Raw genomic sequence first — 13,101 nt, forward strand, 5'->3', positions numbered from 1 at the left:
CGGCCGGATCTGGCAGAATGGGTCGCTGGTATCCGGCGCGCGTCCGGCGCCCTCTAACCCGGGCGCGTCGCCAGTTCACCGAGCAGTCTCCGGCCCAAACCCCACTGTGCCGGTCGGCGCTCACCCGCCACACCGCCCGTACCGGGCCGGTGAGATCGCAACAGGAGCGAAACAACTGTGGCCGTAAAGATCCGGCTCCTGCGGATGGGCAAGATCCGCAACCCGCAGTACCGCATCGTCGTCGCCGACTCGCGCACCAAGCGTGACGGTCGCGCGATCGAGTTCGTCGGTGTGTACCAGCCGAAGGAAGACCCTTCGGTGATCGAGGTCAGGTCGGAGCGGGTCCAGTACTGGCTGTCGGTCGGCGCTCAGCCGAGCGAGGCCGTGCAGCGCCTGCTGGAGCTGACCGGTGACTGGCAGAAGTTCAAGGGCCTGCCGGCCCCGCCGCCGCTGAAGGTCGCCCCCGAGCGGGCCGACCGCAAGGCGGCGTACGAGGCCGAGGCGAAGGCCGCCGCCGGTGTGGCGGACACCCCGGCCAAGCCGGCCAAGAAGGCCGCCAAGCCGGAGGCCGCCAAGCCCGAGGCCGCGAAGCCGGAGGCCGAGGCCCCGAAGGCCGAGGAGCAGACCGGTGTCGAGTCCGGCGAGCAGGCCTGACATGGCGCTGCGTCCCGCCCTGGAGCACCTGGTCAAGGGGATCGTCGACCACCCGGATGACGTCCGGGTGCGGATGGTCGATTCCCGTCGGGGCAAGCGGCTCGAGGTCCGCGTGCACCCGGAGGACCTCGGCACGGTGATCGGCCGGTCCGGACGGACAGCCAAGGCGCTGCGCCAGGTGATCGGCTCCATCGGCGGGCGCGGGGTACGCGTCGACATCGTCGACTCGTACTGATGCTTCTCGTCGTCGGCCGGATCGGTAAGCCGCACGGGATCCGCGGTGAGGTCACCGTGGAGGTGCGGACCGATGAGCCCGAAGCACGGTTCGCCCCGGGCATGGTGCTGCGCACCGAGCCCGGGGCGGTCCCGTCCGAGCCGGGCGCCTGGCGGGTGCCCGCGGAGCTGACCGTCGAGGCCGCGCGCTGGCACCAGGGGCGGATGCTGGTCGCCTTCGAGGGCGTGCTGGACCGGGACACCGCCGAGGCGCTGCGCGGCACCCTGCTCAGCGTGGACAGCGCCGACGTGGCTGCCCCGGAGGACGCCGAGGAGTTCCTCGACCACCAGCTGGTCGGCCTGGCCGTGGTCACCCCGGCCGGCGAGCGGCTGGGCGAGGTGACCCGGATCGACCACGCCCCCGCCTCCGACCTGCTGGTGCTGCGCCGCCCGGAGGGTCGGACCGCGCTCATCCCGTTCGTCAAGGCGATCGTGCCCGAGGTCGACGTCGCGGGCGGGCGCGTGGTGGTGGAGCTGCCCGACGGGCTGCTCGACCTCTGACTGGAGCCACCCCATGCGCGTCGACATCGTGTCGATCTTTCCCGAGTACTTCGCCCCGCTGGACCTGTCGCTGATCGGCAAGGCCCGCGCCAACGGCACGCTGCGGCTGGCCGTACACGATCTGCGGACCTGGACCCACGACGTGCACCGCACGGTCGACGACACGCCCTACGGCGGCGGTCCCGGCATGGTGATGCGGCCGGAGCCGTGGGGCGAGGCGCTGGACGCCCTGGCCCCCGACGAGCTGAGCCCGGACGGGCACACCCTGCCCCGGCTGCTCGTCCCGTCCCCGGCCGGCGTCCCGTTCACCCAGGCCATGGCGCACGAGCTGGCCGGCGAGTCGCACCTGCTCTTCGCCTGCGGCCGGTACGAGGGCATCGACCAGCGGGTGCTCGAGCACGCGGCGACCCGGATGCGGGTGACCGAGGTCTCCCTCGGTGACTACGTGCTCTTCGGCGGCGAGGTCGCGGTGCTGGTGATCCTCGAGGCGGTCACCCGGCTGCTGCCCGGGGTGCTGGGCAACGCCGGCTCGCTGGACGAGGAGTCGCACGCCCACGGGCTGTTGGAGGCCCCGATGTACACCAAGCCGTCGAGCTGGCGCGGGCACGAGGTGCCCGAGGTGCTGCGCTCCGGCGACCACGGGCGGATCGCCCGCTGGCGGCGCGACGAGGCGCTGCTGCGCACGGCGGACCGCCGCCCCGACATGATCGCCGCGCTGCCCGGGGAGAGCCTGGACAAACGGGACCGGGCGGCGTTGGAGCGGGGTGGATTTCAGCTGCCGCCGGGGGATGTGGCAAAGTAGAGGGGTTGCCGCATCCGTCCACGCCGTGGGCGGCTGCGAGGACCCTCGACCGGGGGTCGGCTCTGTGGATCCCCGCCGGGGGTCGGCGTCGCCGACCACCACCCGGGGGTCAGAATCACCCATCCGCGCATCGACTGACGATGCGCCGTGAGCCTCACGAGGACGCAGCGATGAACATCCTGGACGCCCTTGACGCCCAGTCGAAGCGCGTTGACCTGCCCGACTTCCGCGCCGGTGACACCGTCAAGGTGCACGCGCGAGTCGTCGAGGGCAACCGGTCCCGGGTCCAGATCTTCCAGGGCGTCGTCATCCGCCGCCAGGGTGACGGTCTGCGCGAGACCTTCTCGGTCCGCAAGGTCAGCTTCGGCGTGGGCGTGGAGCGCACCTACCCGCTGAACAGCCCGGCGATCGACCGGATCGAGGTCGTGACCCGCGGTGACGTGCGGCGGGCCAAGCTCTACTACCTGCGCGAGCTGCGCGGCAAGAAGGCCAAGATCAAGGAGCTGCGCGAGAAGCAGTCGGCCAGCTGAACTCCCGCTCGCCACGCCTGACCTGCGCGGATGTCGTATCGACCAGATCCCATTACCCTGGTCGTACGGGCGCGGGACGGCGTACAGCGGTCCACTGCCGCCCGTGGGGCCTCACGACGAGGCTCCCGGGCGGTAGTGTCGTTTCCGCGGACCGGAGAGTGGCATGGTGCAGATGCTTGACGAGGACGGCGCCGTCGATCCGTGGCGCCGGAGGTCCCGGCGCACCCGGCGGCAGATGCCGCTCTGGCAGGAGTTGCCACTGCTGTTGATCGTGGCCTTCTGCCTCGCGGTGCTGATCCGCACCTTCCTGCTCCAGGCGTTCTTCATCCCCTCCGGGTCGATGGAGAACACCCTGCTCATCGGCGACCGGGTGCTGGTCAACAAGGTCGTCTACGACGTCCGCGATCCGGTCCGTGGCGAGGTGGTGGTCTTCCGGGGCACCGACAACTGGGTCGCCCAGGAGGCCCCCGCGCCGCCGACCAACTTCGTCGGCAAGCTCGGCCGCACGCTGGGCGATCTGGTCGGCGTCAGCCGGCCGGGGGAGAAGGACTTCATCAAGCGGGTCATCGGCGTACCCGGCGACAAGGTCTGGTGCTGCGACGACGGCCGGGTGGTGGTCAACGGCGTGCCGCTGGACGAGCGGTCGTACGTGACCGAGGACTCCCCGGAGAACCTGCCGCCGAACCCGAAGGAGTGCCGCTCCCGCAAGTTCAACGAGGTGGTCGTACCGCCGGGGCAGATCTTCGTGATGGGTGACCACCGGTTGGTCTCGCAGGACGCCCGCTGCCAGGGGCCGGTGCCGATCGACAACGTGGTGGGGCGGGCCTTCATGATCGTCTGGCCGCAGCAGCGGTGGACCACCCTGCCCGTCCCGCGGACCTTCGCCGACCTGCCGCAGCCCGACGCGGCGCCGGCCCGGCCGGTGCCGGTGGATCCGAACCCGGTGGGTGGTGTGGTCCTGCTCCTGCCGACCTCGGCCGCCCTCTCCGTTCTCGCGCGTTCGGGGCGACTGCGTCGCACCCGGGGACGTAGGCTCCTCCCGTGATTGACGAGCAGACCGAAAAGCCGCGCAGCTCCTTCTGGAAGGAGCTGCCCATTCTCCTGGGTGTGGCGATCCTGGTCGCGGTGCTGGTACGTGCCTTCGTGCTGCAGACCTTCTTCATCCCGTCGCCCTCCATGGAGAACACTCTCAAGATCGACGATCGGGTGCTGGTCAACAAGTTGGTCTACGACTTCCGCTCCCCGCACCGGGGCGAGGTGATCGTGTTCAAGGCGCCCACCGAGTGGAGTGGCAACCCCGACGGCGAGGACTTCATCAAGCGGGTGATCGGCGTCGGTGGCGACCACGTCGTCTGCTGCGACCACACCGGCGACCAGGAGCGCCTGATCATCAACGGCAAGCCGATCGACGAGCCGTTCATCTTCCCCGGCAACAAGCCGGCGGACCAGGACTTCGACATCACCGTGCCGGAGGGTCGGCTCTGGGTGATGGGTGACCACCGGGAGGCCTCCGGCGACTCGCTGGAGCACTGGCAGCAGTCGGGCGAGGACATCAACGAGGCCACCATTCCCGAGGACCAGGTCATCGGCCGGGCCTTCACCATCTTCTGGCCGGTCAACCGGGCCACCTGGCTCAGCGTGCCGAAGCAGTTCGACGGGATTCCCAAGCCCTGACCGGGAGGGCGTGGGCCGCTGTCGGAGCCGTCTGGCAGTCTTGGGCGGTGACCACCTACCACCCTCGCCGCGCGGCCCGGGTGCTGCTCGTCGACGCGGGCGGCCGGGTGCTCCTCTTCGAGGGCAGCGATCCGGCCCGGCCCGCCCACCGCTACTGGTTCACCCCCGGTGGTGGCCTGCACCCGGAGGAGACCCCGGCCGAGGGCGCGGCCCGCGAGCTGGCCGAGGAGACCGGCCTGCGGCTGGCCCCGGCCGAGCTGGGCGACCCGGTCCGGGCCGAGACGATCGAGTTCCCGTTCGACGGCGTCTGGTACCGGCAGGAGCAGGAGTTCTTTCTGGTCCGGGTGCCCGGCTGGGCGGTCGACACGGCCGGCTTCGACGAGATCGAGCGGGCCAGCGTGCACGGGCACCGCTGGTGGACGGCCGCGGAGCTGGCCGCCAGCACCGAGCGGTACTACCCGGCCGACCTGCCGGACCTGCTCACCCGGGCGCTCGGCGCCGGTTCGGTGCCCGCCGGCAACGGGAGCCTGCCGTGCTGACCCCGCCGCGCACCGTGGTGCGCCGCGACGGCGGCCTCTACGCCCTGGAACGGGCCCTGCAACGGCGGGGCTTCCGGCACGTGGCGGGCGCCGACGAGGCCGGCCGGGGGGCCTGCGCCGGCCCGCTGGTGGCCGCCGCCGCGGTGCTGCCCGAGGGGCGGCGCGGCGAGATCGACGAGCTGGCCGACTCCAAGCTGCTCACCCCGGCGGCCCGGGAACGGGTCTACGACGAGGTGGTGGCGCGGGCGCTGGCGTACGCGGTGGTGGTCATCCCGGCCGAGGAGGTCGACGGTCGCGGGCTGCACGTGTGCAACCTGGCCGCCATGCGGCGCGCGCTGGCCTCGCTGGCCACCCGCCCGGAGTACGTGCTGACCGACGGCTTCGGCGTCGACGGGTTGGACGTGCCGGGGCTGGCGGTCTGGAAGGGCGACCGGGTGGCCGCCTGCGTGGCGGCGGCGAGCGTGCTCGCCAAGGTCACCCGGGATCGGATCATGGTGGAGTTGGACGGGCGGTACCCGGGCTACGGCTTCGCCGAGCACAAGGGGTACATCACCCCCGAGCACACCGCCGCGCTGCGGGAGCGGGGGCCCTGCCGGGAGCACCGCTTCTCGTACGTGAACGTGGCGGCCGTCTCGGGCCGGGACGGCCGGCCGCCCCGGGCCCGGCGCCCGGTGGTCGGTGGCGGGGTGGCTGAGGGCCCGGACACGCCGATGGAGCGCTCCGGCGCGCCAGGGAGTACCGTCGGCGTGGCGTTGGGCGAGCAGCCGCGACCCCCGGCACCGGTGGGGGAAGATGTGGTCATGGAAGGCGGAGTGCGATGAGCGCGGAAGATCTCGAGAAGTACGAGACCGAGATGGAGCTGCAGCTCTACCGGGAGTACCGCGACATTGTCCGCCAGTTCTCCTACGTGGTGGAGACCGAGCGCCGCTTCTACCTGGCGAACCAGGTCGACCTGCACGTCCGCAACTCGGACGGCGAGGTCTACTTCGAGGTCGAGATGCACGACGCCTGGGTGTGGGACATGTACCGTCCGGCGCGGTTCGTGAAGAATGTCCGGGTGATGACCTTCAAGGACGTCAACGTCGAAGAGCTCGAAAAGCCCGACATTTCGCTTCCCGCAGATTCCGGATTCGGCGGCTGACCCGGCCGTCCCGGCCCGGCGGCCGGACACCCGCCGCCACCATCTCGACCCGCCGCAGCAGGTAGCCGGCGGGCCTTATTCCGCGTCCCGGCCGCCCGGCCGCCCCGCGCCCGGCCGCCCGGCGCCCGGCCGGCTGCGGTCGTCGGCTAGCGCACGAACTCGAACATGGTGGCGCCGGCCGGCAGTGGGCGGGGCGCCCCGGTGAAGCGGTGCGCGCCCACCCCGACCCCGTCCGCGGGGCTGCTCACCGCGACCGGTTCGAAGCCCTCCTCGGCGAACCACGCGCAGATGGTGGGCACCAGGTCCGGCTCGTGGCGGTGCCGGGTCCAGAGGACCGTCCCGCCGGTGGCGCAGAGCGCGGCGCAGTGCCGGACCGTGTTCCGGATGTCCGCGTCGACGATGTTGCCGAAGATGCCGCAGGCCAGCACCAGGTGCGCCGGCGCCAGGTCCGCGTACTGGTCGGTGCCCGCGGCGTCCCCGACCACCACCTCCACCCGGCTCAGGCCGGCCTCGGCGGCGAACCGCCGGGCCACCTCGGCGTTGCGCGGGTCCAGCTCGACCAGGCGCGCGGTCACGTCGTCGCGGCGGGGATGGGTGGCGAGCACCGGCAGCAGGTCGGACCCCTGGCCGGCACAGAGACTGACCGCCCGCAGCGGACCGGCCGGCGCGGTGTCCAGGGCCGCCCGGACCTGGTCGCGCACCTCGGCCAGCCGCCGGGACAGCGCCGAGTCCGGCTGGTCGTAGTCGGCGTGCCAGGCGTACCAGTCCGTCGTCACGCCGCCAGCATAGGCCCGGTCCCGTAGCAGATCTGCCCCGTGCGCGGGGCGCTGTCCACAGCCCGACCACCGTCCACAAAGACGCCCGCCGGCGGTGGCGGGACGGGTCGGTCCGCCGACAGGCTGCCGGCGTGTGGACCTCACCGTCGGGGCGGCTGGCCGCCGCCGGATGCCTGCTGCTCACCCTCCACCTCACCGGGCCGGCCATCCTGCCGGGCGCCCGCGTCGCGGCGGCCGGGCCGGCGCCCGGAGCCGGTGAGTCGGGGGCGGCGTCATCGGCGCCGGGCGTCGGCGGGGCCAGGGGATACCACCACGCCCCGGCCGGCGGACCCTTGTGGACGGCGGCGGCCTGGCCGCTCGCCGGCACGCCCCGGCCGGTACGCCGGTTCGACCCGCCGCCGCAGCCGTGGCTGCCCGGCCACCGGGGAGTGGACCTGGCCGCCGCCCCGGGCACCGAGGTCCGTGCCGCCGTCGCCGGGACGATCCTCTTCGCCGGCCCGGTGGCCGGGCGTCCGGTGGTCACCGTGGGGCACGCCGGTGGGCTGCGCACCACCTACGAGCCGGTCCGACCCGGGCTGCCGGCCGGTGCCCGGGTCGCCGCCGGCACGCCGATCGGCGCGCTGCTCGCCGGCCACTCCGGCTGCCCGGCGCCGGCCTGCCTGCACTGGGGCCTGCGCCGGGGCGAGGACTACCTGGACCCGCTCGCCCTGCTCGGCCTCGGGCCGGTCCGGCTGCTGCCGGTGGACCCGGCGTCGCCCTTCCGGCTGGCCCGATGAGCGACCGCTCAGCGGGCCACGGGTCGGCTGCTGCCGGTGCACCCAGCGTCGCCCTTCCGGCTGGCCCGGTGAGCGACCGCTCAGCGGGCCACGGCCGGTCGATCCGGTGCCGTCCCCCTGGGTGGTCCGGTGAGTGACCGCTCAGCGGGCCACGGCCGGTCGATCCGGTGCTGTCCCCCTGGGTGGTCCGGTGAGTGACCGCTCAGCCCTGGGCGAGCAGCGTGGGTAGGCGGATCGCCAACCGGTCGTACTCCTCCGGCGTGTTGTAGACCTGGCCGCAGAGGCGCAGCCAGCCCTGGCCGTTCCAGCCGGCCACCGAGACCTCGGCGCCGAGGCGCTCCGCGATCCTGGCGCGCAGCTCGTGTGCCGCGTCGACCGTGGTGGCCACGCCGGGCGGCAGCGGGACCAGTCGCATGGCCACCGTCGGTCCGCCCGGGTCCGGCAGGTCGGCCGGCGCCACCCCGAGCGCGTCCCCGACCACCCGCTGCCCGTACGCGGCCAGCGCGGCGTTGTGCGCGCGCACCCGGTCGACGCCGAGGCTGCGCAGGGTGAACAGGCCCGCCGGGGCGGCCAACCAGCCGGTGTAGTCCAGCGTCGCCTGCCATTCGACCCGCGCGGGGTAGCCGCCGTGCTGTTCCCAGGAGACGACCAGCGGCTGGATGCGTTCCCGCCACGGCTCGCTCACCACCAGCGCGGCGGTGCCCCGCGGCGCGTACGCCCACTTGTGCAGGTTGCCGACCCAGAAGTCGGCGCCGATCGAGGCCACGCTGATCGGCAGCATGCCCGGCGCGTGCGCCGCGTCGACCAGCACCGGCACGCCCCGCTCGCGGGCCACCCCGGCGATCGCGGCGGTCGGGAACAGCTTGGCGGTGGGCGAGGTGAGCTGGTCGACGATCAGCAGCCGGGTACGCCCCGGGCGCAGCCCGGCCCGGACGATCTCGACGATCTCCTCGTCACCCGCGTCCAGCGGCACCGGCAGGCAGCGGTGCGTCGCGCCGGTCCGCGCGCACTCCCGCTCCACGGCGAAGGCGACCGCGCCGTACCCGTGGTCGGTGGTCAGCACCTCGTCGCCGGCGCGCAGGCCGAGCGACTGGAGCACCACGGCGGCGCCGGTGGTGGCGTTGCCCACCAGGGCGGTGCCGTCCGGGTCGGCACCCAGGAACGTGGCCAGGTGCCGCCGGGTGTGGGCGATCCGCTCCACCAGGCCCTGGGTGAAGAAGCGCAGCGGGTTCGCCTCCATCTCGTCGCGCAGCCGCTGCTGGGCCCGCTGCACACCGATCGGCACCGCGCCGAACGCGCCATGATTGAGATAGCTGACCGATGGATCGAGGGAGAAGAGCAGCCGAGCCCCGGGAATCGGGTCGGGTGGCCGCGGAACGGTCATCCGCCGATCGTAGCCCTTCGTGGATCATCAACTTGGGGTTCTCCCAGGTCGCCGGTCAGGCGCGCGGATGCGCCTGCCGGTACGCCGCGCGTAGCCGCTCCACCGACACGTGGGTGTAGATCTGCGTGCTGGCCAGCGAGGAATGGCCCAGCAGTTCCTGCACCGCCCGCAGGTCCGCGCCGCCCTCCAGCAGATGGGTCGCGGCCGAGTGGCGCAGTGCGTGCGGGGTGGTCCGGGGCAGGCCGGCGGCCTCGGCGTACCCGGCGACGATCCGTCGGGCCATGGTCGGGTTGAGCCGTCCGCCCCGGGCCCCGAGCAGCAGCGCCCCGCCCGAGCCGGGACCGGCCACGGCCGGCCGGCCACGGGTGAGCCACTCGTCCAGCGCGCGCTGGGCGGGCACCCCGTACGGCACGGTCCGCTCCCGGCCACCCTTGCCGAGCACCCGGATCACCCGCCGGGCGTGGTCCACGTCGGCGACGTTCACGCCGCACGCCTCGCTGATCCGTACGCCGGTGGCGTAGAGGAGTTCGAGCAGCAGCCGGTCCCGCAGCAGCGCCGCCTCCTCGGCCGGCCCGACCGGGCGGTCCGCACCCCGGGGGGAGCCAGCCGACCGGTCCGCGTCGTGCGCAATGCCGGTCGGGTGGTCCGCGTCGTGCCGGTCCGGCATGGCCATCAGGGCGGCGGCCTGGTCGGCGCGGAGCACGCTGGGCAGCTCCCGGTGTGCCTTCGGGCTGGCCAGCGCGGCACCCACATCGCTGCCGAGCAGGCCGGCCCGGTGCGCCCAGGCACTGAACGTGCGGGCGGAGGCGGCCCGGCGGGCCAGTGACGTGCGGGCGATGCCCGTGGTCCGCTGCCGCGCCAGCCAACTGCGCAGCACCGTCAGGTCCAGCTCCGACAGGTCCGCACAGCCCATCCGCGTCCCGTGGTCGAGCAGCGAGACCACGTCGCCGACGTACGCCCGGACGGTGTGCGCGGAGCGGTTGCGGACCCGGGCCAGGTGGTCGGCGAAGTCGTCCACCGCCTCCCGCATGGCCGGCGGCAGCCCCTGATGCAGGTCCCGGGTGCCCGGCCGGCCGCCGCTACTCACCGGTCCCGCCCAGCCGTCGGGATCGGGCTCGCCGCCCCGCCGGGCCGGCCCGCCCCGGTCGCGGTACGCGGGGAACCGGGTGGAGCCTACTGGCGGTGCACACCGATCCAGCCTACGACGCGGCCACCGGGCGGGCGGGTCACCGGGCGGGTAGGCCGCCGAGCGGGCAACTGGGCGGGCGGCCCACCGGGCGGGCGGCCCACCGGGCGAGCGGGTGGGCCACCGGGCGGGCGGACAACCGGGCGGGCGGGCCACCGGGCGGGCGGCCCACCCGGGCGGCAGGCCCGGCTGGATGGGCGCCGCAGTTGGATCACCGAACCGCGCGGCGTCCCGGGGCGGAGGCTGCCCGGCGGCCGGATACCGGGGTGGCTCGTTGCCGGGGCTGGCCGAACGGGGCCTGGACAGGCGAAACTGTTCCTACGAAATGGACGGTGGTCGCGGATCGGGTCGCAGCGAGGGCTGGATCGGGACCGCCGTGGACGTTGGCATCTCCTCAGTCGCGGCGGCTGGAGCGGTGCGTGACGCCGGACCCCTCGGGTGGCGGCGCGGAAGGGTGATTCGCGAGTCGGACGGTACGGGCGTCGAGCCGCAGGGTGGGCGCTGACGGGAGGAGGGACCGGACGTGGGTGTGGATGCCGTCCTCTACCGGCAGGTGCGCGCGGGGCCGCCGCGCGGCCGACCGTCCTACGTCGCGACCGAGACGGTGGCCGATCCGGACGACGTGCTCCTGGACCTGCTCAAGCGGGTGCGCGGCGGGGGACGTACGCCGCTGCTGGACCGCGTCGACCCGCTCGGCGAGCTGGTGGTCGGCGTGGAGTCGGCCCCGCAGCTGCTCGACGAGCTGCGCTGCCTCATGGAGGTGGCCCGGGCGCCGGCGGAGGCCGAGCGGATCCGGCGGCTCGCCCTGCTCGTCCGACGCTGCCTGAACGGCCGGAATGTCGAGATCCGCTTCGAGGGCGACTGATCCCCACCAAGGCGTGCCGGCCACCGGCGGGCGCGCCGCCCGTCGGCGAGCCGGCGGGTTCGGCCCCTGCCCTGGTCCGGGTCGGACCGAGCTGGCCAGCGGGCCCGCCATCGCGATCCGGGCCGGGTCGGAGTCGGCCCAGCTCCAGTGGGCGGGTGCCTGACGTCGCCACCACGAGCCGGCTCACCTCCGGCCGCCGGACGGCGCCGGGGCCAGGGCGTACCCGTCGTCGCGGCGGACCACCAGGGACAACTCCTCCAGCATGGACAGCTTCCGCATGGCGGTACGCAGGTCGACCCCGGCCCGGGCCGCGACGGCCTCCAGCGCGAGTGACCGGCGCCGAGGCAACGCCTCCAGCACCTGGGTGGCCGCGTCGTCGAGGCGGTCGCGGAGGCGTTCCGGTTCCCGGGCCGGCGGCGCCAGGTCGGCACCGATGCGTCCCACCTCCTCCAGCACGTGCGCGACCCCGCACACCAGCCGGGCGGCGGGCTGGTCGCGCAGCACCTCGTGCGCGCCCACGGACATGGCCGAGGTGACCGGTCCCGGCACCACCATCCCGGTGCGCAGCACGCCGATCGCCCGGTTCAGCGTCTGGGTGGCCCCGCTGCGCTTCGCCGCCTCGACCAGCACCGTGCCGCAGGTGGCCGCCGCGATGACCCGATTGCGGATGAGGAAGCGGGGCCGCAGCGGCTCCGCGCCCGGCAGCCACTCGCTGACCAGCAGGCCGGTCTCGGCGATCCGGTCGAACAGCGCCGTGTTGCCCATCGGATAGGGGCGGTCCAGCCCGCAGGCCAGCACGGCCACGGTCAGCCCGCCGGCGGTCAACGCGCCGCGGTGCGCGGCGGAGTCGATGCCGAACGCGCCGCCGGAGACGACCGTCCAGTCCCGCTCGGCGAGGCCGTAGCCCAGTTCGGTGGCCACGTGCGTGCCGTACGGGGTGGCGGCCCGCGCCCCGACGACGGCCACCGACCGCTCGAAGGCCTGCCCCAGCGGCCAGGCGCCGCGTACCCAGAAGCAGAGCGGCGGCGCGGTCTCCCGGTCGACCTTGCGGTCGGCCCCGGCCAGCTGGAGCCGGGTCAGGTCGGCGACCCGGGCCGGCCACTCGTCGTCGTGCGGGATGACCAGGCGGGCGCCGAGCCGCTCGGTGCGGGCCAACGCCCGCTCGGCCACCAGCCGGGCGTCACCGCCGGCCGACCGGGCCGCCACGGCCGACCGCACCGTCGAGTCCGCCACGTCGCCGCGCAGCACCAGGTCCAGCGCGGCGACCGCGCCGACCTCCTCGACCAGGTGGAACACGGCGCGGGTGCCCGGCTCGGTCAGCCAGGTCAGCGCCACCCGGGCCAGCCGGTCGTCATCGGTGCCGGTCATCCGCCCTCACCCAGCCGCAGCTGCACCGCCTCGGCGATGTCGTCGCCGTCCGGCCGGTCCCGTCCGTCCAGGTCGGCAATGGTCCAGGCGAGCCGGAGCACCCGGTCGAACCCCCGGGCGGAGAGCGAACCGGAGTCGAGCCGCCGGCGCAGTTCCCGGATGTCCCGGCCGGGCAGCTGCCAGGGCGGGCGGCGCAGGTAGGGGCCGGGGACGTCCGCGTTCACCCGGTGGCCGGTGCTCGACCACCGGTCGGCGGCGGCCCGGCGCGCCCCGGCCACCCGGTCGGCCACCGTGGCCGAACACTCGGGCGGGGTGCCGGTCGCCAGCAGCTCCGCGGCCCGCACCGGGTGCAGCCGCACCTGCAGGTCGACCCGGTCGAGCAGCGGCCCGGAGAGCCGGCCCAGGTAGCGCCGGCGGGCCAGGGGAGTGCATTCGCAGTCGAGATCGCCGGACGGCTTGGCACAGGGACACGGGTTGGCGGCCAGCACCAGTTGGGTCCGGGCCGGGTATTCGGTGGCGCCGTGCGCCCGGGTCACCCGTACCCGGCCGCTCTCCAGCGGCTGGCGCAGCGCCTCCAGCGCCGCCTTGCTGAACTCGGGCGCCTCGTCGAGCGATCACCATTGACGCCACAA

Annotated in this window: 16 protein-coding genes and 1 pseudogene; 12 read left to right on the top strand and 5 right to left on the bottom strand. The window is 74.4% G+C overall.

Translation table 11 applies throughout. From position 1 onward, the window contains the following. Nucleotides 1–177: 177 nt before the first annotated feature. The 10 genes from rpsP (at nt 178) to ACIBPB_RS19835 (ending at nt 6,114) form a co-directional block, all read left to right on the top strand. Nucleotides 178–654: a 30S ribosomal protein S16 gene (gene rpsP, locus ACIBPB_RS19790; RefSeq protein ID WP_396841015.1), complete on the top strand. Its 477-nt coding sequence runs from the start codon at nt 178–180 to the stop codon at nt 652–654. Then, nucleotides 629–889, top strand: coding sequence for an RNA-binding protein (locus ACIBPB_RS19795; RefSeq protein WP_187399607.1), 261 nt, complete (start codon nt 629–631; stop codon nt 887–889). Before rpsP ends, ACIBPB_RS19795 begins: the two co-directional genes overlap by 26 nt. Further along, the gene (gene rimM, locus ACIBPB_RS19800) at nt 889–1,428 is read left to right on the top strand and encodes a ribosome maturation factor RimM (RefSeq protein WP_396841016.1); all 540 of its coding nucleotides are present in this window, start codon (nt 889–891) and stop codon (nt 1,426–1,428) included. The genes ACIBPB_RS19795 and rimM overlap by 1 nt, the downstream gene beginning before the upstream one ends. 13 nt (nt 1,429–1,441) lie before the next feature. After that, nucleotides 1,442–2,230, top strand: coding sequence for a tRNA (guanosine(37)-N1)-methyltransferase TrmD (trmD, locus tag ACIBPB_RS19805; protein WP_396841017.1), 789 nt, complete (start codon nt 1,442–1,444; stop codon nt 2,228–2,230). A 170-nt stretch (nt 2,231–2,400) separates the two neighbouring features. Then, nucleotides 2,401–2,760: a 50S ribosomal protein L19 gene (gene rplS / locus ACIBPB_RS19810; RefSeq protein ID WP_396841018.1), complete on the top strand. Its 360-nt coding sequence runs from the start codon at nt 2,401–2,403 to the stop codon at nt 2,758–2,760. A 163-nt stretch (nt 2,761–2,923) separates the two neighbouring features. Then, nucleotides 2,924–3,805, top strand: coding sequence for a signal peptidase I (lepB, locus tag ACIBPB_RS19815; RefSeq protein ID WP_046568746.1), 882 nt, complete (start codon nt 2,924–2,926; stop codon nt 3,803–3,805). Continuing rightward, on the top strand, nt 3,802–4,434 hold the full coding sequence (gene lepB / locus ACIBPB_RS19820; RefSeq protein ID WP_357329053.1) for a signal peptidase I: 633 nt from the start codon (nt 3,802–3,804) through the stop codon (nt 4,432–4,434). Before lepB (ACIBPB_RS19815) ends, lepB (ACIBPB_RS19820) begins: the two co-directional genes overlap by 4 nt. 47 nt (nt 4,435–4,481) lie before the next feature. Continuing rightward, nucleotides 4,482–4,973 (top strand): NUDIX hydrolase, encoded by a 492-nt coding sequence (locus ACIBPB_RS19825; RefSeq protein ID WP_396841019.1) that lies wholly within the window; start codon nt 4,482–4,484, stop codon nt 4,971–4,973. Then, nucleotides 4,967–5,794, top strand: a complete 828-nt coding sequence (locus tag ACIBPB_RS19830; protein ID WP_396841020.1) for a ribonuclease HII — start codon at nt 4,967–4,969, stop codon at nt 5,792–5,794. Before ACIBPB_RS19825 ends, ACIBPB_RS19830 begins: the two co-directional genes overlap by 7 nt. Next, nucleotides 5,791–6,114 carry a DUF2469 domain-containing protein gene (locus ACIBPB_RS19835; RefSeq protein ID WP_007075222.1) on the top strand — a complete coding sequence of 108 codons (324 nt, stop codon included), beginning with the start codon at nt 5,791–5,793 and terminating at the stop codon, nt 6,112–6,114. The genes ACIBPB_RS19830 and ACIBPB_RS19835 overlap by 4 nt, the downstream gene beginning before the upstream one ends. A 146-nt stretch (nt 6,115–6,260) precedes the next feature. Here ACIBPB_RS19835 and ACIBPB_RS19840 read toward each other — a convergent pair whose 3' ends face one another. Further along, the gene (locus tag ACIBPB_RS19840) at nt 6,261–6,890 is read right to left on the bottom strand and encodes an SAM-dependent methyltransferase (RefSeq protein ID WP_396841021.1); all 630 of its coding nucleotides are present in this window, start codon (nt 6,888–6,890) and stop codon (nt 6,261–6,263) included. 131 nt (nt 6,891–7,021) lie between these two features. On the opposite strand from ACIBPB_RS19840, the gene ACIBPB_RS19845 reads away from it, so the two are divergent. Then, entirely contained in the window at nt 7,022–7,666 is a 645-nt protein-coding gene (locus ACIBPB_RS19845) for a murein hydrolase activator EnvC family protein (protein ID WP_396841022.1), read from the top strand. 202 nt (nt 7,667–7,868) lie between these two features. Here ACIBPB_RS19845 and ACIBPB_RS19850 read toward each other — a convergent pair whose 3' ends face one another. Further along, complete coding sequence (locus ACIBPB_RS19850; protein WP_396841023.1) at nt 7,869–9,050, bottom strand: aminotransferase class V-fold PLP-dependent enzyme; 1,182 nt, start codon at nt 9,048–9,050, stop codon at nt 7,869–7,871. Nucleotides 9,051–9,105: 55 nt separating this feature from the next. Continuing rightward, entirely contained in the window at nt 9,106–10,137 is a 1,032-nt protein-coding gene (locus ACIBPB_RS19855) for a tyrosine recombinase XerC (protein WP_396841024.1), read from the bottom strand. Between the two features lie 622 nt (nt 10,138–10,759). Between ACIBPB_RS19855 and ACIBPB_RS19860 the strand changes: the two genes are divergently transcribed. Beyond that, nucleotides 10,760–11,101 (top strand): hypothetical protein, encoded by a 342-nt coding sequence (locus tag ACIBPB_RS19860; RefSeq protein WP_396841025.1) that lies wholly within the window; start codon nt 10,760–10,762, stop codon nt 11,099–11,101. 183 nt (nt 11,102–11,284) lie between these two features. Here the strand turns inward: ACIBPB_RS19860 and ACIBPB_RS19865 are convergent, their stop codons facing one another. Both ACIBPB_RS19865 and ACIBPB_RS19870 read right to left on the bottom strand, forming a co-directional pair. After that, entirely contained in the window at nt 11,285–12,469 is a 1,185-nt protein-coding gene (locus tag ACIBPB_RS19865; protein ID WP_396841026.1) for a DNA-processing protein DprA, read from the bottom strand. After that, nucleotides 12,466–13,080 (bottom strand): annotated as a pseudogene (locus ACIBPB_RS19870) (ATP-binding protein); the annotation flags it as partial. The gene ACIBPB_RS19865 and the pseudogene ACIBPB_RS19870, both read right to left, overlap by 4 nt. Between the last annotated feature and the right edge of the window lie 21 nt (nt 13,081–13,101).

The organism is Micromonospora sp. NPDC049836 (genome assembly GCF_044465125.1).
GTDB lineage: Bacteria > Actinomycetota > Actinomycetes > Mycobacteriales > Micromonosporaceae > Micromonospora.

Excerpts from the sequence above, each read along its gene's own strand:
- rimM (WP_396841016.1), top strand. The coding sequence starts at position 889 with ATGCTTCTCGTCGTCGGCCGGATCGGTAAGCCGCACGGGATCCGCGGT.
- trmD (WP_396841017.1), top strand. The coding sequence starts at position 1,442 with ATGCGCGTCGACATCGTGTCGATCTTTCCCGAGTACTTCGCCCCGCTG.
- rplS (WP_396841018.1), top strand. The coding sequence starts at position 2,401 with ATGAACATCCTGGACGCCCTTGACGCCCAGTCGAAGCGCGTTGACCTG.
- lepB (WP_046568746.1), top strand. The coding sequence starts at position 2,924 with ATGGTGCAGATGCTTGACGAGGACGGCGCCGTCGATCCGTGGCGCCGG.
- ACIBPB_RS19835 (WP_007075222.1), top strand. The coding sequence starts at position 5,791 with ATGAGCGCGGAAGATCTCGAGAAGTACGAGACCGAGATGGAGCTGCAG.
- ACIBPB_RS19850 (WP_396841023.1), bottom strand. The coding sequence starts at position 9,050 with ATGACCGTTCCGCGGCCACCCGACCCGATTCCCGGGGCTCGGCTGCTC.
- ACIBPB_RS19865 (WP_396841026.1), bottom strand. The coding sequence starts at position 12,469 with ATGACCGGCACCGATGACGACCGGCTGGCCCGGGTGGCGCTGACCTGG.